The following is a 23,446-nucleotide window of genomic DNA, read 5'->3' as shown; positions in this document are numbered from 1 at the left end:
AATGACTCAGCTCGATAACCTGTCTCTGGTTCAGCGATTCATCCGTTTGCCGCTCGCCCAACGGCAAGCGTTTCTGCAAAAAATGCAGAGCAAGAACATGAGCTTTTCGGCGTTGGGGATTCCCCCGGTGCGCGATGAGTTTGAAACGATTGGCTTGTCGTTCGCGCAGGAGCGTCAGTGGTTCCTCTGGCAACTCGACCCGCACAGCGCCGCTTACCACGTGCCGACGGCGTTGCGTTTGCGCGGTGCTCTTGATCTGTCGGCATTGCAGCGCAGTTTCGATGCCTTGCTCGAACGCCATGAAGTGCTGCGCACGGTGTTTGTCGATGGCGCGGACGGCCCGATTCAGGTAGTCCAGCCGCGACTTAGTCTGCCGCTGACTCCGCAGGTGCTGGACACGCCGCCCGACGATGCAGGCCTCAAGGCGTTGATCGACGCTGAAATCGCCACGCTGTTCGACCTGCAACAAGGCCCGTTGCTGCGGGTCAAGCTGCTGCAAATCGCGCCGGATGATCATGTGCTGGTGCTGACCCAACATCACATTATTTGCGACGGTGCTTCGGCGCAGATCATGGTCGATGATCTGGTCAAACTCTACGCCGCGCACAGCAGTGGCCAGCCAGTCAACCTCGCGGCTTTGCCGATCCAATACGCCGATTACGCGATCTGGCAGCGCAAGTGGATGGAGGCCGGTGAGCTGGAGCGGCAACTGGCGTACTGGACCGAGCGTCTGGGCGATGGCGGCGAAGTTCTGCCATTGCCCACGGATCGTCCGCGTCCGGCGGTGCAAAGTCATCGCGGCGCGCGTCTGGATCTGAGCATTGGCAGCGAGCTGAGCGAACGTCTGAAACAGTTGGCCCAGCGCGAGGGTATGACGTTGTTCATGGTCTTGCTGGCGTCGTTCCAGGCCTTGCTGCATCGCTACAGCGGTCAGGCGGATATCCGCGTCGGCGTGCCGGTGGCCAACCGTAATCGGGTCGAAACCGAAGGGCTGATCGGCTTCTTCGTCAACACCCAGGTGCTGGACGCTCAGGTGCAGGGCAACATGCCCTTCAAGGCATTGCTGGCGCAGGTCAAACAGGCGTCGTTGGGCGCGCAAGCGCATCAGGATCTGCCGTTCGAGCAACTGGTGCATGCCCTCGCACCAGATCGACAATCGAGCCACAACCCGCTGTTCCAGGTGATGTTCAACCATCAGGGCGGCGTGGCGGCGCAGGCGTTGCAACTGCCGGGGCTGCAAGTCGAAAGCCTCGACTGGAGTTCGCACACCGCCCAGTTTGATTTGACCCTCGATACGCATGAGGCTGACGGCGCACTGGCAGCCACCCTCAGTTACGCCACCGACCTGTTCGATGCTGCCACCGTGCAGCGCATGGCCGGGCATTGGCTGAACCTGCTGCACGGCATCGTCGCCGATCCGCAGCAACGCATCGGCGAATTGCCGTTGCTGGACATCAGCGAACAGCAACAGAACATCGCCCAATGGAATCCGAATCCACGGAGCTTCCCGACTGAAGCCTGCGCGCATCACTTGATTGCAGAACAGGCGCGCCTGCGTCCCGATGCCATCGCCGTGCGTTTCAACGAGCAGACCCTGAGCTACGGCGAACTCAATCGTCAGGCCAACCGCCGTGCTCATCAGTTGATCGCCCTCGGCGTCGGCCCGGACGTGCTGGTCGGTCTGGCCGCCGAGCGTGGTCTGGAAATGATCGTCGGCCTGCTGGCGATCCTCAAGGCTGGCGGCGCGTACGTGCCGCTCGACCCGACCTATCCGCAGGATCGTCTGGCCTACATGATCGAGGACAGCGGCATTCAACTGCTGCTGAGCCAGGCTGCGCTGGCCGGTCAATTGCCAGTGGCGGACGGCGTGCAGATCTTGCTGCTGGACAGCGATGTCAGCGCATTTGCCGACACCGATCCACAGGTGACGATGGCGTCGTCGAACCTCGCTTACGTGATTTACACCTCCGGTTCCACCGGCAAACCCAAAGGCACGTTGCTGCCGCACCAGAATATTTTGCGTCTGTTCGAAGCCACCGAGCCGTGGTTCGGTTTCGCCCCGACAGACGTCTGGAGCCTGTTCCATTCCTACGCGTTCGACTTCTCGGTGTGGGAGATTTTCGGTGCGTTGCTGCACGGCGGCGAACTACTTGTGGTGCCGTACGATGTCAGCCGTTCGCCGCAGGACTTCCATGAATTGCTCTGCGACGCTGGCGTCACCGTGCTCAACCAGACGCCGTCGGCGTTCAAGCAATTGATGCACGTGGCTTGCGCTGATGCTCGGGCGAATGCCTTGCGTTACGTGGTGTTTGGCGGCGAAGCGCTGGACGTGAAATCCCTGCGTCCGTGGTTCGAGCGCTTCGGCGATGCTGCCCCGCAACTGATCAACATGTACGGCATCACCGAAACCACCGTGCACGTGACGTATCGTCCATTGTCGGTGGCGGATCTTGAGCAGGACGCCAACAGCCCGATCGGCGAGCCAATCGCCGACCTGTCGTGGTACGTGCTCGACGGCGAACTCAATCCGGTCGCCAAGGGTTGCATCGGCGAGCTGTACGTCGGCCGCGCCGGTCTGGCACGTGGTTATCTGAACCGTGGTGACCTCACTGCACTGCGCTTTATCCCCGATCCATTCGGCGAGAGCGGGGCGCGTCTGTACCGCACCGGCGACCTCGCGCAATACCGCAGCGATGGCGTGATCGAGTACGTCGGACGTATCGACCATCAGGTGAAAATCCGTGGTTTCCGTATCGAGCTCGGCGAAATCGAAGCACGCCTGAATGCCCTCGATGCCGTGCGCGAAGCGGTCGTGCTGGCGCAGGACGGGCCGAGCGGACAGCAACTGGTAGGCTACGTGATTGCCGCGCACAGCGTCGACAACGAAGCCGATTTACGCGAACAACTGAAAGCTCAACTCAAGACCGATCTGCCGGATTACATGGTGCCGACGCACCTTCTGTTCCTCGAACAATGGCCGCTGACCGCCAACGGCAAACTCGACCGCAAAGCGCTGCCGCAAGCGGACGTCAGTCAAGTTCAGCTGGATTACGTCGCGCCGCAAAGTGCGCTGGAACAACAGATCGCGGCGATCTGGCAGGACGTACTGAAACTTGAGCGTGTCGGCCTGACCGACAACTTCTTCGAACTCGGCGGCCACTCGCTGTTGGCCACGCAAATGGTTTCGCGCATTCGCCAGACCCTCGGCCTCAACCTGCAACTGCGCCAGTTGTTCGAAAACGCCAGCCTCAAAGCCTGCGTTGCAGCGCTGGAACAAACTCAAGTGGCCAAGCCTGCGAGCATCCCTCGGGCGCCGCGTGATCAAGTACAACTACCGTTGTCGTTTGCCCAGCAGCGTCAGTGGTTCCTCTGGCAAATGGAGCCAGCGAGCGCGGCGTACCACATTCCGGCAGCGCTGCGTATTCACGGCGCGCTGGATCTGAACGCGCTGCAACGCAGTTTTGCCGAGCTGATCCAGCGCCACGAAAGCCTGCGCACGACCTTCGTGCAGGTCGATGAACAAGCGTTCCAGGTGATTCATGCCGAACAGGCGCCGATCCTGCTGCCGGAGATTCTTGACTGCACCTCGGGCAATGCTGCCGAGCAGACTCAGGCCTATGTGCAGCGCCAGATCAGCCAGCCATTCGACCTGCAAAACGGCCCGCTGCTGCGCGTTGGTTTGTTGCAAGTGGCGCGCGAAGAACATGTGCTGGTGTTGACCCAGCATCACATCGTCTCCGATGGCTGGTCGATGCAACTGCTGGTGCAGGAATTGATTCAGCGCTACGCCGCGTATAGCCAGGGGCACTCGGTCGAGTTGGCCGAGCTGCCGATTCAGTACGCCGATTATGCGGTCTGGCAGCGCCAATTGATGGCGGCCGGCGAGCGTGAGCGCCAGCTCGATTACTGGACTGGCGTACTCGGCGGTGAGCAGCCTTTGCTGGAACTGCCGACTGATCGTCCGCGTCCGGCGCGGCAGAGTTTTGCCGGCGCACGTCTGGCCATCGACCTGCCGCCGCTGCTCAGCCAGCAACTGCGGCAACTGGCCCAGCGCGAGGGCAGCACGCTGTTCATGCTATTGCTAGCCTCGTTCCAGAGCCTTTTGCATCGCTACAGCAATCAGTCGGACATTCGCGTCGGCGTGCCGATTGCCAACCGCAACCGGGTCGAGACTGAAGGCCTGATTGGCTTCTTCGTCAACACTCAAGTACTCAAGGCCGAGGTCGATCCGCAGCAGCGTTTCAGTGCTCTGCTGGCGCAGGTCAAACACGCCGCCATCGGTGCCGAGGCGCATCAGGATCTGCCGTTCGAACAATTGGTCGAGGCGCTGCGCCCGGAACGCAATCTGAGTCACAGCCCACTGTTTCAGGTGTTGTACAACCATCAGAGTGCCGGGCGTCAGGCCCTGCCGGCGTTGCCGGGGCTGGTCATCGACGCGCAGGATTGGGACAGCCAGACCGCGCAGTTCGACCTGACCCTCGACACTCTTGAGGCAGATGGCCAACTCAGCGCCGCACTGACCTACGCCACCGACCTGTTCGACGCCGCCACGGTGCAGCGCATGGCCGGGCATTGGCTGAACCTGCTGCACGGCATCGTCGCCGACCCGCAGCAACGTATCGGCGAACTGCCGTTGCTGGACGCCAGCGAACAGCAACAGAACATCGCCGAGTGGAACCCGAATCCACGCAGCTTCCCGAGCGAAGCCTGCGCGCACCAACTGATTGCCGAGCAGGCACGTCTGCGGCCTGACGCGGTCGCCGTGCGTTTCAACGAGCAGACCCTGAGCTACGGCGAACTCAATCGTCAGGCCAACCGCCGTGCTCATCAGTTGATCGCCCTCGGCGTCGGCCCGGACGTGCTGGTCGGTCTGGCCGCCGAGCGTGGTCTGGAAATGATCGTCGGCCTGCTGGCGATCCTCAAGGCTGGCGGCGCGTACGTGCCGCTCGACCCGACCTATCCGCAGGATCGTCTGGCCTACATGATCGAGGACAGCGGTATTCAGTTGCTGCTGAGCCAGGCTGCGCTGGCCGGTCAATTGCCGGTGCCGGACGGCGTGCAGACCTTGCTGCTGGACAGCGACGTCAGCGCATTCGCCGACACCGATCCGCAAGTGATGATGGCGTCGTCGAACCTCGCCTATGTGATTTACACCTCCGGTTCGACCGGTAAACCCAAAGGCACGTTGCTGCCGCACCAGAATATTTTGCGTTTGTTCGAAGCCACCGAGCCGTGGTTCGGTTTCGCCCCGACAGACGTCTGGAGCCTGTTCCATTCCTACGCCTTCGACTTCTCGGTGTGGGAGATTTTTGGCGCGTTGCTGCACGGCGGCGAACTACTTGTGGTGCCGTACGATGTCAGCCGTTCGCCGCAGGACTTCCATGCGCTGCTGTGCGACGCCGGGGTCACCGTGCTCAACCAGACGCCGTCGGCGTTCAAGCAATTGATGCACGTGGCTTGCGCTGATGCTCGGGCGAATGCCTTGCGTTACGTGGTGTTTGGCGGCGAAGCGCTGGACGTGAAATCCCTGCGTCCGTGGTTCGAGCGCTTCGGCGATGCTGCCCCGCAACTGATCAACATGTACGGCATCACCGAAACCACCGTGCACGTGACGTATCGTCCATTGTCGGTGGCGGATCTTGAGCAGGACGCCAACAGCCCGATCGGCGAGCCAATCGCCGACCTGTCGTGGTACGTGCTCGACGGCGAACTGAACCCGGTGGCCAAGGGCTGCATCGGTGAGCTGTACGTCGGCCGTGCCGGTCTGGCGCGTGGTTATCTGAACCGTGGCGACCTCACTGCACTGCGCTTTATCCCCGATCCATTCGGCGAGAGCGGGGCGCGCCTGTACCGCACCGGCGACCTCGCGCAATACCGCAGCGACGGCGTGATCGAGTACGTCGGGCGTATCGACCATCAGGTGAAAATCCGTGGTTTCCGTATCGAGCTCGGCGAAATCGAAGCACGCCTGAATGCCCTCGATGCCGTGCGCGAAGCGGTGGTGTTGGCGCAGGACGGGCCGAGCGGTCAGCAACTGGTCGGCTACGTGATTGCCGCGCACAACGTCGATAACGAAGCCGATTTGCGCGAGCAACTGAAGGCACAACTCAAGGCCGATCTGCCGGATTATATGGTGCCGACGCACCTTCTGTTCCTCGAACAATGGCCGCTCACCGCCAACGGCAAGCTCGACCGCAAAGCGCTGCCGCCAGCGGACGCCAGTCAAGTTCAGCTGGATTACGTCGCGCCGCAAAGCGAGCTGGAGCAACAGATCGCGGCGATCTGGCAGGACGTGCTGAAACTTGAGCGTGTCGGCCTCAGCGATAACTTCTTCGAACTCGGAGGCGACTCGATCATCTCCATTCAGGTGGTCAGTCGTGCACGCGCGGCGGGCATTCGTTTCTCGCCGAAAGATCTGTTCCAGCATCAGACCGTACAGGCGCTGGCTTCAGTGGCGCAGACCGGCACTGACCAGCAAGCAATCGATCAGGCCCCGGTTCAGGGCGCTGCGTTGCTGTTGCCGATCCAGCAAGCGTTCTTCGCCGAGGCGATTCCCGAGCGTCACCACTACAACCAGTCGGTACTGCTGAAACCGGCCAGCGCGTTGCGAGCCGAGCTTGTCGAACAAGCCTTGCAGGCCCTGGTGCAGCATCACGATGCCTTGCGTCTGTCGTTCAGCGAAAGCGCTGAAGGCTGGCGCGCCGAGTACCGTCAAGCGGCGTCGGAAAACCTGCTGTGGGTGCGCGAAGTCGCCGATGCAGCGGCGCTGGAAACCCTGGCCAATCAGGCCCAGCGCAGTCTGGATCTGCAAGCCGGGCCGCTGTTGCGCGGGGTGTTGGCGAACCTCGCCGATGGTACTCAACGGCTGTTGTTGGTGATCCATCACCTGGCGGTGGACGGTGTGTCGTGGCGGATTCTGTTCGACGATCTGCAAACCGCTTACAACCAACTGCACGCCGTGCAGGCTGTGCAACTGCCGGCCAAGACCAGCTCGGTCAAAGCCTTCGCCGAACAGTTGCAGGGCCACGCCCGCAGCGCCGAACTGCAAGAACAATTGGCCTACTGGCAGGCGCAGTTGAGCGACGTGCAGGGCGACTTGCCGTGCCTCGATCCAGAGGCCAGCGCGCTCAATAGTCAGGCTGTCACCGTCGATACGCGACTGGACAAGCAACTGACCCGACAACTGCTGCAAGAAGCCCCGGCGGCGTATCGCACGCAGGTCAACGACCTGTTGCTGACCGCGCTGGCGCGGGTGATTTGCCGCTGGAGCGGGCACGCCAGCACCTTGATCGAGCTGGAAGGCCATGGCCGCGAAGAATTGTTCACCAACATCGACCTGACCCGCACCGTCGGTTGGTTCACCAGTATGTTCCCGGTGAAATTGACCCCGGCGGCTGACCTCGCCGATTCGATCAAGTCGATCAAGCAGGGCTTGCGCGCGATTCCCGATAAAGGCGTCGGTTTCGGTGCGCTGCGTTTTCTCGGTGACGACGCCACTCGTGCAGCGTTGCAGGCGCTGCCGCAACCGCGCATCACCTTTAACTACCTGGGCCAGTTTGACGGCAGTTTCGATGAAGCGCAGGGCGCGTTGTTCAGCCCCGCCAGCGAAGGCGCCGGCGACGAGCAGAGCCCGCTGACCTCACTCGGCAACTGGCTGACCCTCAATGGTCAGGTGTTCGACGGTGCGTTGAATCTGGGCTGGACGTTCAGTCGTCAGCAGTTCGATCCGGCGCTGATCCAGCAACTGGCCGATGACTACGCCGCTGAACTGGCGCTGCTGATCGCGCATTGCTGCGAGCCGAGCAATCAGGGCATGACGCCGTCGGACTTCCCGTTGGCCGACTTCACTCAGGCGCAGCTTGATGGTCTGGCACTGCCGGCGCGTGCGGTGGATGACATCTATCCGTTGGCGCCGATGCAGCAGGGCATGTTGTTCCACAGCCTCTATGAAAACGGTAGCGGGCATTACATCAACCAGATGTGCCTGGACATCGAAGGCCTCGATCCACAACGTTTCGAAAATGCCTGGCAGGCCGCCGTCGATGCCCACGATATTCTGCGCAGCAGTTTTATCTGGCAGGGCAGCGAGCGCCCGCTGCAAGTGGTGCACAAACAGGTGCGCGTGCCCTTCACGTCGCTGGACTGGAGCGCTCGCGCCGATGTCACGTCAGCACTCGCTGAACTGGCTTCGGCAGAGCTGGCGCAGGGCTTTGATCTGGCCTGCGCACCGTTGTTGCGTCTAGTGCTGGTGCAGACCGGCGCGCAGCGTTATCACCTGATCTACACCCATCACCACATCCTGATGGATGGCTGGAGCAATTCGCAGTTGCTCGGCGAAGTGCTGCAGCGTTATGACGGCCAGACCTTGCCGCGTCAGGCCGGGCGCTACCGCGACTACATCAGTTGGCTGCAAGGGCGCGATGCCAAGGTCAGTGAAGCGTTCTGGCTGGAGCAACTGCGCTCGTTCGAGGCGCCGACCCGTCTCGCCGAAACCCGTTTCGGCGTTGACGAAGCGGCGTTCGCCAGCAGCCACGCCAGTCACTACCGCTGGTTGGACAAGGTGCAGACCCAAGCCCTGAGCGATTTCGCGCGTACGCAAAAAGTCACCCTCAACACCGTCATTCAGGCCGCCTGGCTGATGCTGCTGCAGCACTACACCGGGCATGCCACCGTGGCTTTCGGTGCGACCGTGTCCGGACGGCCGACCGAGCTCAGAGGCATCGAGCAGCAGATCGGCCTGTTCATCAACACCTTGCCGGTCATCGCCAGCCCTCGGCCGGAGCAATCGGTGTCGGCCTTGTTGCAACAGGTGCAGGCGCAAAACGTCGCCCTGCGCGAGCACGAGCACACGCCGCTGTTCGAGATCCAGCGCTGGGCCGGGCAGGGCGGCGAGGGCTTGTTCGACACCTTGCTGGTGTTCGAAAACTACCCGCTGTCGGACGCGTTGCAAGCGCAGGCACCGTCTGGGTTGAGCTTCGGCACCGTGGACAATCAGGAACAGACTAATTTCCCGTTGACCCTGGCCGTTAATCACAATGACACCCTGAGTCTGCACTTTACTTATGCCCACGCTGCTTTCCCTACACACACCGTCGAGCGCCTGGCTGAGCAGGTGGCACACGTGCTCGCGCAGATGGTGAGCACGCCAGCCGGCCGCAGCCTTGGCGAGATCGACTTGCTGGGCGATGTCACGCGCACGCTGTTGTTGCGCGACTGGAACGCCACGACTGTCGCTACGGCCGAGCACCATCAGGTGCAGCAATGCATCGAAGCGCAGGCACGGCTGACGCCGGATGCGGTGGCGCTGGTGACCGAGCAGACCACGCTGACGTATGCGCAACTCAATGCCCAGGCCAACCGTTTGGCCCATGCCTTGATCGAGCGCGGCGTCGGCCCCGACGTATTGGTCGGTCTGGCGATGTCGCGTGGTGTGCAAATGGTGGTCGGCTTGCTGGCGATTCTCAAGGCTGGCGGCGCCTATGTGCCGCTGGATCCGGCGTATCCGCAGGATCGTCTGACCTACATGATCGAGGACAGCGGCATTGTCCTGCTGCTGACTGAAACCAGTCTGCAACCACGTTTTGCCGATGTCGCAGTGACCACGCTGTTGCTCGATCAGCCGGCGCATTGGCTGGATGCTTACAGCGAGCGCGATCCGCAGGTGCTGATCGATGAGCACAACCTCGCCTACGTGATCTACACCTCCGGCTCCACCGGCAAGCCGAAGGGCGTGACCCTGCGCCATGGCGGCCTGAGCAACCACATGCAGTGGATGCAGGAATGCCTGCAACTGACGCCTGCGGATCGCGTCCTGCAAAAAACCGCGATCAGCTTCGATGCGTCGGTCTGGGAATTCTGGCTGCCGCTGATGAACGGCGCGCAACTGGTGCTGGCCTCGGCGCAATTCAATCTCGACCTGACCACGCTGTGGGCCGACGTCGCACGCCTGCGCATCAGCGTGCTGCAAATGGCGCCGTCGCTGTTGCAAGCGTTGCTGCCGCTGGCGACGCGTGAGCAACTGGCTTCGTTGCGCCTGTTGCTGTGCGGTGGCGAGGCCCTGAGTGCTCACCTTTCGCGTCAAGTGCTGGCGCTGTTCGACGGTGAGTTGCGCAATCTCTACGGCCCGACCGAAGCGACCATCGACACCAGCAGCCACACGGTGCCGCGCACGGTCGCAGACGACGCGCGAATCATGCCGATCGGGCGCCCGATCAACAACGTACGCACCTACGTGCTGGACGCGGCGCTGCAACCTTGCGCCATCGGTGCGACGGGTGAGTTGTACATCGCCGGTGATTCTCTGGCCCGTGGTTATCACCAGCGCGGCGCACTGACTGCCGAACGCTTTATTCCTGATCCGTTCGCCGGTTTTGGCGGTCGTCTGTACCGCACCGGCGACCTGGCGCGCTATGCCGAAGACGGCGTGATCGAATACATCGGTCGTATCGACCATCAAGTGAAGATTCGCGGTCTGCGCATCGAACTCGGTGAAATCGAAGCGCGCTTGCAAGCGTTGCCTGAAGTGCGTGATGCGGTGGTGCTGGCGCGGGAAGAACTGAGCGGGCCGAACCTGGTCGCGTATCTGGTCAGCCACGACAACAGCCTCGACGCGGCGCCTCTGGCCGAACTACTCAAAGCGCAATTGGCCCGGCAGGTACCGGATTTCATGGTGCCGACCCACCTGATCTTCCTTGACCAATTGCCGCTGACGCCTAACGGCAAACTCGATCGCAAGGCCTTGCCGGCACCGGACACCCGCGCGCATCAGTCGGTTTATCTGGCGCCGCAGAGCGAGCTGGAATGCAAGGTCGCGGCGATCTGGCAGGACGTGCTGAAAATCGACCAGGTCGGGCTGGCTGACGACTTCTTTGAACTCGGCGGGCACTCACTGCTGGTGGTCAATGTGGTCTCGCGCCTGCAACTCGAACTGGGCCTGAAGCTGACGCCCCAACTGATATTCCAATTCCCGGTGCTGGGTGCGTTTGTCGCGCAACTCGAGCAGTCCGGCGAGCAAATGAGCACGTCGAAATTGAGCAAGCTTGAAGCGCTGCTTGATGAATTTGAGGAGGTTTGATGGACACCGCTGTCGCACAACGTATTGCCAGGCGCTTCATAACGCTGCCGCTGGAAAAACGTCGCCTGTACTTGCAGAAAATGCTCGAAGAGGACGTTTCCCCGGCGAACCTGCCGATTCCGCCTGTCAGTGCCGAGTTCGACACCTTGTCGTTGTCTTTCGCCCAGGAACGCCAATGGTTCCTGTGGCAGCTGGATCCCGAAAGCGCGGCGTACCACATGCCCACGGCCCTGCGTTTGCGCGGGCCGCTGGACGTCGCTGCACTGGAGAAGAGTTTCAATGCGCTGGTGGCGCGCCACGACAGTCTGCGCACCACCTTCGTGCTCAACGGCGAGCACGCTGTGCAGCAAGTCCACGCGGTTTCGCCAGTGCAGCTGCAAGCGCAAGTGCTGGCGCAGAGGCCGGACGACACGCAACTGCGCCACTTGATCGAAGAAGAAACCCGCCAACTGTTCGACCTGCAACAAGGGCCATTGCTGCGCACACGTCTGCTGCAACTGGCACCCGACGATCATGTGCTGATCGTGACCTTGCACCACATCGTCTCCGATGGCTGGTCGATGCAGGTGATGGTCGAGGAACTGGTCAAAGGCTACGCCGCGTTCATTCAAGGGCAGGCGCCGGTGTTGCCCGAGTTGCCGATCCAGTACGCCGACTATGCGATCTGGCAGCGCCACTGGATGGAGGCGGGCGAGCGTGAGCGTCAACTCGAATACTGGATCGCGCGCCTCGGCGGTCAGCAACCGGTGCTCGAATTGCCGAGCGATTTTGCCCGCCCGGCGGTCATGAGTTATCGCGGTGCCCGTCTGGAATTGGACATCGACGCGGCGTTGGTCAGCGGCCTCAAACAGATGGCGCAGCGCGAAGGGGTCAGTCTGTTCATGATCCTGCTGGCCTCGTTCCAGGCTTTGCTGCATCGCTACAGCGGTCAGAACGACATCCGCGTCGGTGTGCCGACGGCCAACCGTAATCGGGTGGAAACCGAGCGCCTGATCGGCTTTTTCGTCAACACTCAAGTACTCAAGAGCGAGGTCGACAGTCAGGACGCGTTCAGCGCATTGCTGCAACAGGTCAAGCAGACTGCGCTGGGCGCGCAGGCGCATCAGGATCTGCCGTTCGAGCAATTGGTCGAAGCGCTGCAACCCGAGCGCAACCTCAGTCACAGTCCGCTGTTCCAGGTGATGTTCAATCACCAGACCCAAGGCCTGTCGACTGCAGCGCCGGTGGGCGGTTTGAAAGTCGAGGGTTTGCGTTGGGATAGCCACAGCGCGCAGTTTGATCTGACCCTGGAAACTGTCGAGCACAGCGACGGCCTGTCGGCGGCGCTGATCTACGCCACCGACCTGTTTGGCGCCGACACCGTTGCGCGCATGGCCGGGCATTGGCAGAACCTGTTGCGCGGGATTGTCACCAACCCTGGCCAGTCCATCGGCGAACTGCCGCTGCTGAGCGCCGCCGAGTATCAAGCACAGCTCAACGACGGTAACCGCAGCGTCGCGCCGGCACCTGAAAAAGGCTTCGTTCATCAGCTGTTTGAAGCGCAAGCGGCGCGCACCCCCGATGCTCCGGCGTTGGTGATTGATGGCCAGCGCTTGAGCTACGCGCAGCTCAATGCCCGGGCCAATCAGTTGGCGCGCAAGCTGCAAACCCTCGGTGTGGCGCCGGATGTGCTGGTCGGCATTTCGGTCGAGCGCAGCACGCACATGCTGGTGGGCCTGCTGGCGATCCTCAAGGCGGGCGGCGCCTACCTGCCGCTGGATCCGGCGTTCCCGCAGGATCGTCTGGCGTACATGATCGACGACAGCGGCATCGATTTGCTGTTGACGCAGAGCTCGCTGCTCCGCCAGTTGCCCGTGCCGGACTCGCTCACCACGCTGGTGCTGGATCAACAGGGCGATTGGCTCGACGGCTTTGCCGGCGAGGATCTGCCGACACGTCTGCACGGCGAACATCTGGCCTACGCGATCTATACCTCCGGCTCGACCGGCCAGCCGAAAGGCGTGATGGTTCGCCACGCTGCGTTGACCAATTTCGTCGCCAGCATGGCCAAGGCGCCGGGCATGGTGGCGCATGACCCGCGCGCTGTCGTTGACCACGTTCTCCTTCGATATTTTTGGCCTGGAAATCTATGTGCCGCTGATGGTTGGCGCCTGCATTGTCCTGACCGGGCAGGAGGTCGCGCAGGATCCGTACGCGGTGCTGGCGCTGATTGCTGCCGAGCAGGTCAACGTGGTGCAAGCAACACCGTCGACCTGGCGCATGCTGCTCGATAACGAAAACGCCGCGCAACTGCGCGGTTGCAAGTGCCTGTGCGGTGGCGAAGCACTGCCTCAGGAACTGGCGGTGCGCATGCTCGCCCTCGGCGGTGAAGTGTGGAACCTCTACGGGCCGACCGAAACCACGATCTGGTCGGCGTTGCATCCGCTGCGCTCGCAAGATGCACAACCGTGGCTGGGCGGGCCGATCGACAACACCACGCTGTACATCGTCGGTGCCGATTTGCTGCCGGTGCCTTATGGCGTGGCCGGCGAGTTGCTGATCGGCGGTGAAGGCCTGGCGCGCGGTTACTTCCAGCGTCCGGCGCTGACGGCCGAACGGTTTGTGCCGCACCCTTATGCCGCGATGGGCGAGCGTCTGTACCGCACCGGCGACCTCGCACGGCAGCGTGCCGACGGCATCATCGAATACCTCGGCCGCATCGATCATCAAGTGAAAATTCGTGGCTTCCGCATTGAATTGGGCGAGATCGAAGCGCGTCTGCTCGAACAGGACGCCGTGCGCGAAGCCGCCGTGCTGGCCCAGGATGCGCCGGGTGGTCAGGCGCTGGTGGCTTACATTGTGCCGGCCGCCGACCTCGACACATTGGATGCCGACGCACAAAGCCGTTTGCGCGACAGCCTCAATGCACGCCTCAAGATCAATCTGCCGGATTACATGGTGCCGGCGCACATGGTGCTGCTGGCGCGGTTCCCGCGGACGCCGAACGGCAAGCTGGATCGCAAACAGTTGCCCAAACCCGATGCCAGTCAATGGCGCAAAACCTATGTGGCGCCAGAGACGCCGGTGCAACAAGCGGTAGCGGCGATCTGGGCCGAGATTCTCAAGGTCGAGCGCGTTGGCCTGAGCGACAACTTCTTCGAATTGGGCGGTCATTCGTTGCTGGCCACGCAAGTGGTGTCGCGCATCCGCCAGCAACTCGAGATTCAAGTGCCGCTGCGCCTGCTGTTCGCCCACAACAGCCTGCAAGGGTTTGTCCAAGCGATGGACTCGGCGTCGACCGAGCAGGAATCGGTGATCAGCCGCGTTCCGCGAGAACAGCCGCTGGCCTTGTCTTTCGCGCAACAGCGGCAGTGGTTCCTCTGGCAACTGGATCCGACCAGCAGCGCTTATCACATCCCGGCGGCGCTGCGCTTGCGCGGCGCACTGGATCCAGCGGCGTTGCAACAGAGTTTCGATGCGCTGGTCGAGCGTCACGAAAGTTTGCGCACCCGCTTCGTGCTGGACAACGAACGTCCGGTGCAAGTGATCGAAGATGCTGCTGCCGTGACCATTGCGCTTGCATCGGTCGATGCCGCGCTCGACGCGCAAGGCCTGCGCGGGTTGATCGAAGCCGAAACCCGACAACTGTTCGATTTGCGGCGTGGGCCGCTGCTGCGGGTCAAACTTCTGCAATTGGCAGCTGACGACCATGTGCTGATCCTGACCCAACACCACATTGTTTCTGATGCCTGGTCGATGCAAATCATGGTCGATGATCTGATGCAGTTGTACGCCGGTTTCAGTCAGGGTCAACCGGCTGCGCTGACGCCGTTGCCGATCCAGTACGCCGACTATGGCCACTGGCAGCGGCAATGGCTGGAGGCGGGGGAGCAGCAACGGCAATTGGATTACTGGACGGCGCAGTTGGGCGGCGAACAGCCGATTCTTGAATTGGCCACCGATCATCCGCGTCCGGCACAGCAAAGCTATCGCGGTGCGCGTCTGCCGATCAGCCTGGAACCGGCGCTGGCTGAAGGCCTCAAGCGTCTGGCAAAAGAGCGCAACACCACGCTGTTCATGCTGTTGTTGGCGAGCTTCCAGACCCTGTTGCATCGCTACACCGGGCAAAACGATATTCGCGTCGGCGTACCGATCGCTAACCGTAACCGGGTCGAGACCGAGCGCCTGCTGGGCTTCTTCGTCAACACTCAAGTGCTCAAGGCTGAGATCGACGGCAACCTGGGTTTCGACCAGTTGCTTGATCAGGTCAAACAGCGCGCATTGGGCGCGCAGGCGCATCAGGATCTGCCATTCGAGCAGTTGGTGGAATTGCTCGCACCCGCTCGTAACCTGAGTCATACACCGTTGTTCCAGGTGATGTTCAACCATGCCAGCGATGCGCGTCGCGCCGTTTCGACGTTGCCAGGCCTGAGCCTCGAAGAACTGACCTGGGACGCTGGCACCGCGCAGTTCGACCTGACGCTGGACACCTTCGAGTTCGATGAAGGCATCAGTGCGGCGCTGTCGTATGCCAGCGATCTGTTCGAACCTTCGACCATCGCTCGTCTCGGCGAACATTTCCTCAACCTGCTGCGCGCTATCGTCGCGCAGCCGACCCGACGCATTGGCGAACTGCCGATGCTCGACGCGGCGCAGCGCCGAGTGATCGTCGAGGACTGGAACCACACGTTTGCCGACTACCCGAACCAGCAGCCGGTGCATCATCTGATCGAAGCCCAGGTCGAGCGTGATCCGCACGCGCTGGCGCTGGTGTTCGAAGGGCAATCACTGTCTTACCGTGAGCTGAACGAGCGGGCCAACCGTTTGGCCCATGCCTTGATCGCACGGGGCATCGGCGCGGATGTGCTGGTGGGCATTTCGCTGCATCGCAGTCTGGAAATGGTGATCGGCTTGTTAGCCATTCTCAAGGCTGGTGGCGCTTACGTGCCGCTGGATCCGGAGTACCCGACCGAACGTCTGGCGTACATGATCGATGACAGCGGGATTCAGTGGCTGCTGACGCAGCAGGCGCTTCTCGACACCTTGCCGATTCCCGATCGCCTGCAGACGCTGTTGCTCGACGCCGATGACGCGTGGCTGGGCGACGCCGCATCAAGCAATCCGACGCCGGCGCTGACCGCGCACAATCTGGCGTACGTGATTTACACCTCCGGCTCTACCGGCAAGCCAAAAGGCGCCGGCAACAGCCACGGCGCGCTGACTAACCGTTTATGCTGGATGCAACAGGCCTATGAGCTGCGCGCTGGCGACAGTGTGCTGCAAAAGACGCCGTTCAGTTTTGACGTGTCGGTGTGGGAGTTTTTCTGGCCGTTGATGACCGGCGTACGTCTGGTCGTCGCGGCACCGGGCGACCATCGTGATCCGGCGAAACTGATCAGCCTGATCGAGCGCGAAGCGATCACTACCCTGCATTTCGTGCCGTCGATGCTGCAAGCGTTTGTCCTCGATGCCAATGTCAGCCGCTGCACCAGCCTGACCCGCATCGTTTGCAGCGGTGAAGCGCTGCCGGTCGATGCGCAGCAACAGGTTTTCGCCAAGTTGCCGAATGCCGGTTTGTATAACCTCTACGGCCCGACCGAAGCGGCCATCGACGTGACCCATTGGACCTGCCGCGATGAAGGTCGCGATGCGGTGCCGATCGGCGAACCGATTGCCAACCTGATGACCTACATTCTCGACGCCGAACTCAATCCGGTGCCGAGCGGCGTCAATGGCGAGCTGTACCTCAGCGGCCTGGGCCTGGCGCGCGGCTACCACCGTCGTCCGGAATTGACCGCCGAACGCTTTGTCGCCAGTCCGTTTGTGGCCGGCGAGCGCCTGTATCGCACCGGCGATCTGGCGCGCTATCGCCCGAACGGTGTGATCGATTACATCGGTCGCATCGACCATCAGGTGAAAATCCGTGGTTTCCGTATCGAGCTGGGCGAAATCGAAGCGCGCCTGCTGGAACATGACGCCGTGCGTGAAGCGGTGGTCGTCGCGCAGGACAGCCGCAGCGGCAAAGTCCTCAGTGGTTATGTCGTCGCCACGGAATTTGACGCGACGGACTGGCCGTCGATGCGCGAAACCCTGCAGGCGCATTTACGCCAGACCCTGCCGGAACACATGGTGCCTGCGCACTTGACCCTGCTGCAGAGCATGCCGCTGAGCCCCAATGGCAAGCTCGACCGCAAGGCACTGCCGGCACCTGACGTGGCTGAAGCCCAGCAAGCTTTCGTCGCGCCGATCAATGCGATCGAAACAGCTTTAGCGCAGATCTGGCAAGCGGTGCTCGGCGTGGCTCAAGTCGGTACGGCAGACAATTTCTTCGCCCTCGGTGGCGACTCGATCAACTCGATTCAAGTGGTCAGCCGCGCCCGACAGCAGGGCATAGGCCTGACCCCGAAAGACCTGTTTTTGCATCAGAACATTCAAGCGCTGGCCCGCGTGGCCACGGCGACTGAGGATGCGGTGATCGACCAAGGCCCGGTCACCGGCGACAGTCCGCTGGTGCCGATGCAGCAGTGGTTTTTCGCCAGTGATATTCCGCACCGCGAGCACTGGAACCAGTCGGTGATGCTAACGCCGCGCGAGGCGCTGAACGTCGCGCACTTGCAGCAAGCCCTCGCAAATGTAGTGGCGCATCACGATGCCTTGCGTCTGCGTTTTGTGCAGGCGAGCAATGGCGCCTGGCAGGCCAGCCATCAGGCGCTGGCCGAGCAGGTGTCGGAAATCTGGCAACGCTTAGCCGAGGGCGCTGACGAAGTTGTCGCAATCGCCGATCAGGCCCAACGCAGTCTCGATCTGCAAAACGGCCCGTTGCTGCGCTGCACATTGATTGCCGTGCAGGACGGCAGCGAACGTCTGCACCTGGCGATCCATCACCTGGTGATGGACGGTGTGTCGTGGCGCGTGCTGCTGGAAGATTTGCAGAATGCTTATCGTCAGCTCAGTGCCAATCAACCGGTGACGTTGCCGGCAAAATCCACGGCGTTGAAAACCTGGGCCGAGCAGTTGCAGGCTTACGCGCACAGCGAAACGCTGAACAAGGAACTCGACTACTGGAGCCGTCAACTCGATCAGGCCTTGCCGGAGTTGCCGCGCAGTCGTCCTGAGGGCAGTCAGGCGTCGGTGCATGGTCGTTCGGTCAATACGCGTCTGGACGCCGAGCAGACCCATCGTCTGCTCAAGCAGGCGCCGTCGGCGTATCGCACTCAGGTCAACGACCTGTTGCTCAGCGCCTTGGCGCAAGTGATTTGCCAGTGGACTGCGCAGCCGGCGTGTCTGGTGCAGCTTGAGGGGCATGGTCGCGAAGAGCTGTTCGATGGCGTCGACCTGAGCCGCACGGTGGGCTGGTTCACCAGCCTGTTCCCGGTGTTGCTGACCCCGGCGAAACAGCCAGCCGAAGCGATCAAACGCATCAAGGAACAACTGCGCGCGGTGCCGGAGAAAGGTCTGGGCTATGGCGTGTTGCGCTACCTCGGTGCGGACGCTGTCCAGCAACGTCTGGCGCAATTGCCGCAGGCGCGGATCACCTTCAACTACCTCGGCCAGTTCGACCAGAGCTTCGATGAGCAGGCACTGTTTGTGCCGAGCGAAGAGGGCAGCGGGGCCGGGCACGGCGACGACGTCGCCTTGAGCAACTGGCTGACCATCGATGGCCGGGTGTTCAACGGACAGTTGTCGCTGGACTGGACGTTCAGCCGCGATGTCTTCGACGAAGCGGTGATTCAGCAACTGGCCGATGCCTACGCGGTAGCGCTGGAACAATTGATCGAACACTGCTGCACCCAGGAGCACTTGGGCCTGACACCGTCCGACTTCCCGCTGGCGCGTCTGACCCAGCCGCAGCTGGATCGTCTGCCGGTGCCCGTGGCGCAGGTGGAGGATATTTACCCACTGTCGCCGATGCAGGACGGCATGTTGTTCCACACCTTGGCCGACGACAGTTCCGGTTTGTACATCAACCAGATCAGCCTGCCGGTGCACGGTCTGGACACCGAACGCTTTGCACAGGCGTGGCAATACGTGATCGGCCGCGAAGACATTTTGCGCACCAGTTTCCACTTCCCGGAAGGCTCGAATACCCCGGTGCAGATCGTCCATCGTCAGGTGGAGTTGCAACTGACGGTGGAAGACTGGCGCGTGCGAGACATCAATGAAGCCGCCGTCACCGAACGAGCGACCGCCGATTATCTGGCCGGTTTCGACCTCAGTCAGGCGCCATTGCAGCGCGTCTTGCTACTGCGTCTGGAAGACGATCGCTACCAGATGATCTGGACCTGCCATCACATCCTGATGGATGGCTGGAGCAGTTCGCGGTTGTTCGGCGAAGTCATGCAGTTCTACAGCCACGGCCAGGTGCAGGGCCGTAATGGTCGCTATCGTGAATTCATCGAGTGGCTGCAACGTCAGGATCAGGGGTCGCTGGAAAGTTTCTGGCGCAGTCGCCTCGAACCGCTGGAGCAGGCGACGTCGCTGAATCAGGCGATGTTCCCGCGGCATGTCGAGGAACTGCCGGGGCACGAGGCGATTTATTCACGGTGGGACGCGGCGCAAACCGCGCGTTTGCAGCAGGCTTGTCGTGCCTTGCAAATCACCCCGAACACGTTGATTCAGGGGGCGTGGTTGCTGTTGCTGCAACGCTTTACCGGGCAGAACACCGTGGTATTTGGCGCGACCGTTTCCGGTCGCCCGGCCGGTTTGGCCAACGCCGACAATATTCTTGGCCTGTTCATCAACACCTTGCCGGTGATCCAGACCTTGCGGCCGGAACAGCCGCTGGATCAGTGGCTGCAGCAACTGCAGGCTTACAACACCGATATTCGCGAGTTTTCCCATGCACCGTTGGCGGACATTCAGCGCTGGTCGGGGCTGGGCGGGCAGGGCTTGTTCGACAGCATCATCGTCTTCGAGAACTACCCGATCGACGAGCGTCTTAGCGAGCAGCAGGACAGCGGTCTGAGCTTCGGTGAGTCACGCAATCATGACGTGACCAATTTCCCGATGGACCTGGCAGTCAATCTCGGCGAGCAACTGTCCATCGAGTATCTGTTCCTGCGTAACGCATTCAGCCTTGAGGCGGTGGAGCAGATCCGTCGCACGCTGGAAGACACCCTTGAAGCGATGATCGCCGCGCCGGGCGTGTGCATGGGCAACCTGCAGCGTTTGTCCGCGCAGCAATGGCAAGCGTTTGAACAATGGAGCGCAGCGCCTGAGGCGAGTTATCAGGCGCAGTTGCTGCCCGAATTGATTGCCCGCCATGCGCAGTTGCGGCCTGAGGCCACGGCACTGGTCTGCGGTGACGCTACGCTGAGTTACGCTGAGCTGGAGCGTCGCGCCAACCGTCTCGCCCATCGTCTGATCGAACTGGGTGCCGGGCCGGAAGTGGTTATCGGGGTGGCGCTGGAGCGTTCGGTGGAAATGGTCGTGGCGTTGCTGGCGGTGATGAAAAGCGCTTCGGCGTATGTGCCGCTGGACATCGATTATCCGCCGGAGCGTCTGGCGTTCATGATCGAAGATTCGGCGATGGCGCTGCTGCTCACCCACACGCAGGTGCAAGATCGCTTGCCGGTGGTCGAGGGGCTGGCGCGTCTGGCTATCGATGAATTCGACGACAGCGCTTACCGCGACACACCTCCGGTCAGCGGCTTGCTCGCGGGCAATCTGGCGTATCTGATTTACACCTCCGGCTCGACCGGACGGCCGAAAGGCGTCGCGGTGGCGCACGGGCCGATGAGCATGCATTGCCAGGCCATCGCCGAGCTGTACGACATGGACGAGCGCACCCGTGAGCTGCATTTCATGTCGTTTGCCTTCGACGGTGCCCACGAGCGCTGGCTGAGCACGCTGTTCAGCGGCGGCACGCTGGTGATTCGCGACGCCAGTTTGTGGACACCGGAACAGACCTTCGAGGCCTTGCATCAGCACGCGATCACGATTGCCTGTTTCCCGCCGGCCTACCTTAAACAACTGGCCGAATACGCCGCGCACAGCCAATTGGCGCCGCCGTCGGTACGCGTATATTGTTTCGGCGGCGACGCGGTGCCGGATCAAACCTTTGAGCAAGTGAAAGCCGCGTTGCGTCCGCAATTCTTTACCAACGGTTATGGCCCGACCGAAACCGTGGTCACGCCGATGCTGTGGAAGGTGCCGGTCAGCGAACGCTGTGAAGCAGCGTATGCGCCGATCGGACGTGCTGTTGGCGAACGTGCGTTGTACGTGCTCGACGAAGATCTCAACCCGCTGCCGCCGGGCATCGCCGGCGAGCTGTACATCGGCGGCCAGGGTATCGCCCGTGGCTACTACCAGCGTCCGGATCTGAGCGCCGAGCGTTTCGTGCCCGACCCGTTCGGGCCGCCGGGCGATCGTCTGTACCGCAGTGGCGATCTGGTGCGCCAGCGTGCCGACGGTGTGCTCGATTACGTCGGGCGCATCGACCATCAGATCAAGGTGCGCGGGTTCCGTATCGAACTCGGCGAAATCGAAGCCAGTCTGCGTCAGCTCGCCGACGTCAGCGATGCCTTGGTGATCGCCCGCGACAGTGCCTCGGGTAAACAACTGATCGGTTATGTGGTGACGCCGCAGGGTGTGTCCATCGGTGATCGACTCAAGTCCGAATTGCGTGCGCAACTGCCGGATTACATGGTGCCGGCGCAGGTGATCTGTCTCGCCGCGCTACCGGTCACGCCGAACGGCAAACTCGATCGCCAGGCCTTGCCGGAACCCGAGTTCAAAGGCGCGGAGTATGTGGCCGGGCGCACCCGTGACGAGCAATTGCTGGCCGAGGTCTGGGCCGATGTGTTGCAAGTCGAGCGGGTGGGCATTACCGACAACTTCTTCGAACTGGGTGGCGACTCGATCCTCAGCCTGCAAGTGGTGTCGCGGGTGCGCAACCACGCGGAGCTAAAGATGGATCTGAAACTGCGCGACCTGATGCGTGGGCAGACCATCGAAGCGATTTTCGAACAGCGTTCAAGCGCAGTGGCGAGCGTGGTTGAAGACGTGACGCAGGTGGCGGCGGAAGGGCAGTTCAACCTGATTCCGATCCAGCAATGGCTGTTCGATCAACGCATGAGCGAGCCGCATCACTACAACCAGGCGTTGATGTTGCGTGCGCGGCAGGCACTGAATTTGCCGGCGCTGGAAATGGCCCTGCGCGCAATGATGCAGCAACACGACGCCCTGCGTCTGCGCTTCAGCGATGTCGGCGCGCGTCATTATCAGCATTACCAACCGCTGGCGGAGATGCAGGCGCAATGGGCCAACGAAGCGTTGCTGTGGCAGCACGAAGTGGCCGATGAAGCCGAACTGGAACTGTATGCCGAGCAGGTGCAACGCAGCCTCGATCTGCACAATGGGCCGGTGTGGCGCACGGCGCACGTGACGTTGCCTGATGGCGAAAGCCGTGTGCTGATGGTCATTCACCACTTGGTCATCGACACGGTCTCATGGCGTTTGCTGTTGCAGGATTTGCAGGTGGCTTACGAGGCGTACAGCGCCGGTGGCTCACCGAACCTGCCGATTCGCACCAGCAGCTATCGCGCCTGGGCCGAAGGCTTGCAAGCCTACGCAGCGGATTATCCGTCGGAGGAAAAGGCTTGGTGGCTGGCGCAGATCGACCAGCCCGGCAGCGAGTTGCCGTGCGATAACCCGCGCGGCAAGAATCAGGTGCAATACCAGTCGGTGGCGCATTTGGGCTTGTCGGAACAACACACCCAGCAACTGCTCAAGCAAGTGCCGGCGGTGTATCAGACGCAGATCAACGATGTGCTGCTGGCGGCGTTGAGCCGGGTGTTGTGCCGCTGGAGTGAGCAGTCTTCGGTGCTGATTCAGCTTGAGGGCCACGGCCGTGAAGATCTGGTCAAGGACATCGACTTGAGCCGCAGTCTGGGCTGGTTCACCAGCATGTTCCCGGTGCGCCTGATGCCGGGCGAAAACGCCGACATCGGTACCTCGGTGCGCGCCGTGCAGCGGCAATTGGCGGCGGTGCCGAACAAAGGTCTGGGCTACGGCGTGCTGCGTCACATGAGCGGCGGGGCGATGGCCGAGACCTTGAGTCAGGCACCGCAGGCACGCGTGACCTTCAACTATTTGGGGCAATTCGACCAAAGCTTTGATGACAAAGCCATGCTGGTGCCGGCGGCAGAAAGCTACGGCAGTTGCTACAGCCCGCATGCTGCGCTGGGCAACTGGCTGGAAGTGGTCGGTCAGGTGTACGACGGCCGCCTGGCCTTGCGCTGCATTTACAGCACCCGTCGTTACCGCGCCGAGACCGTCGAACAGCTGATGCGTGAGTATCAGGCGGAACTGGAGGCATTGATCGAGCACTGTGTCGCACAAGCGGCCTAAGTATTGGCCCTGATCCATCGTTATACATAGAGGAGCCCTTGC

Annotated in this window: 2 protein-coding genes and 1 pseudogene; all 3 read left to right on the top strand. The window is 61.9% G+C overall.

Features of this window, described 5'->3' with window-relative positions; translation table 11 throughout:
* Window position 1: 1 nt before the first annotated feature.
* The 3 genes and pseudogenes from ACZZ0D_RS14765 (at window position 2) to ACZZ0D_RS14755 (ending at window position 23,404) form a co-directional block, all read left to right on the top strand.
* Window positions 2-11,074: a non-ribosomal peptide synthase/polyketide synthase gene (locus tag ACZZ0D_RS14765; RefSeq protein WP_463553643.1), complete on the top strand. Its 11,073-nt coding sequence runs from the start codon at window positions 2-4 to the stop codon at window positions 11,072-11,074.
* Window positions 11,074-13,149, top strand: a pseudogene (locus ACZZ0D_RS14760) (condensation domain-containing protein); the annotation flags it as partial. The gene ACZZ0D_RS14765 and the pseudogene ACZZ0D_RS14760, both read left to right, overlap by 1 nt.
* Window positions 13,145-23,404 (top strand): amino acid adenylation domain-containing protein, encoded by a 10,260-nt coding sequence (locus ACZZ0D_RS14755; protein WP_463553642.1) that lies wholly within the window; start codon window positions 13,145-13,147, stop codon window positions 23,402-23,404. The pseudogene ACZZ0D_RS14760 and the gene ACZZ0D_RS14755, both read left to right, overlap by 5 nt.
* The last annotated feature ends 42 nt before the right edge of the window (window positions 23,405-23,446 follow it).

The organism is Pseudomonas sp. AC193 (genome assembly GCF_979258075.1).
Note: the sequence above shows the minus strand (reverse complement) of the source record. Positions and strands in the feature narration are given on the sequence as shown.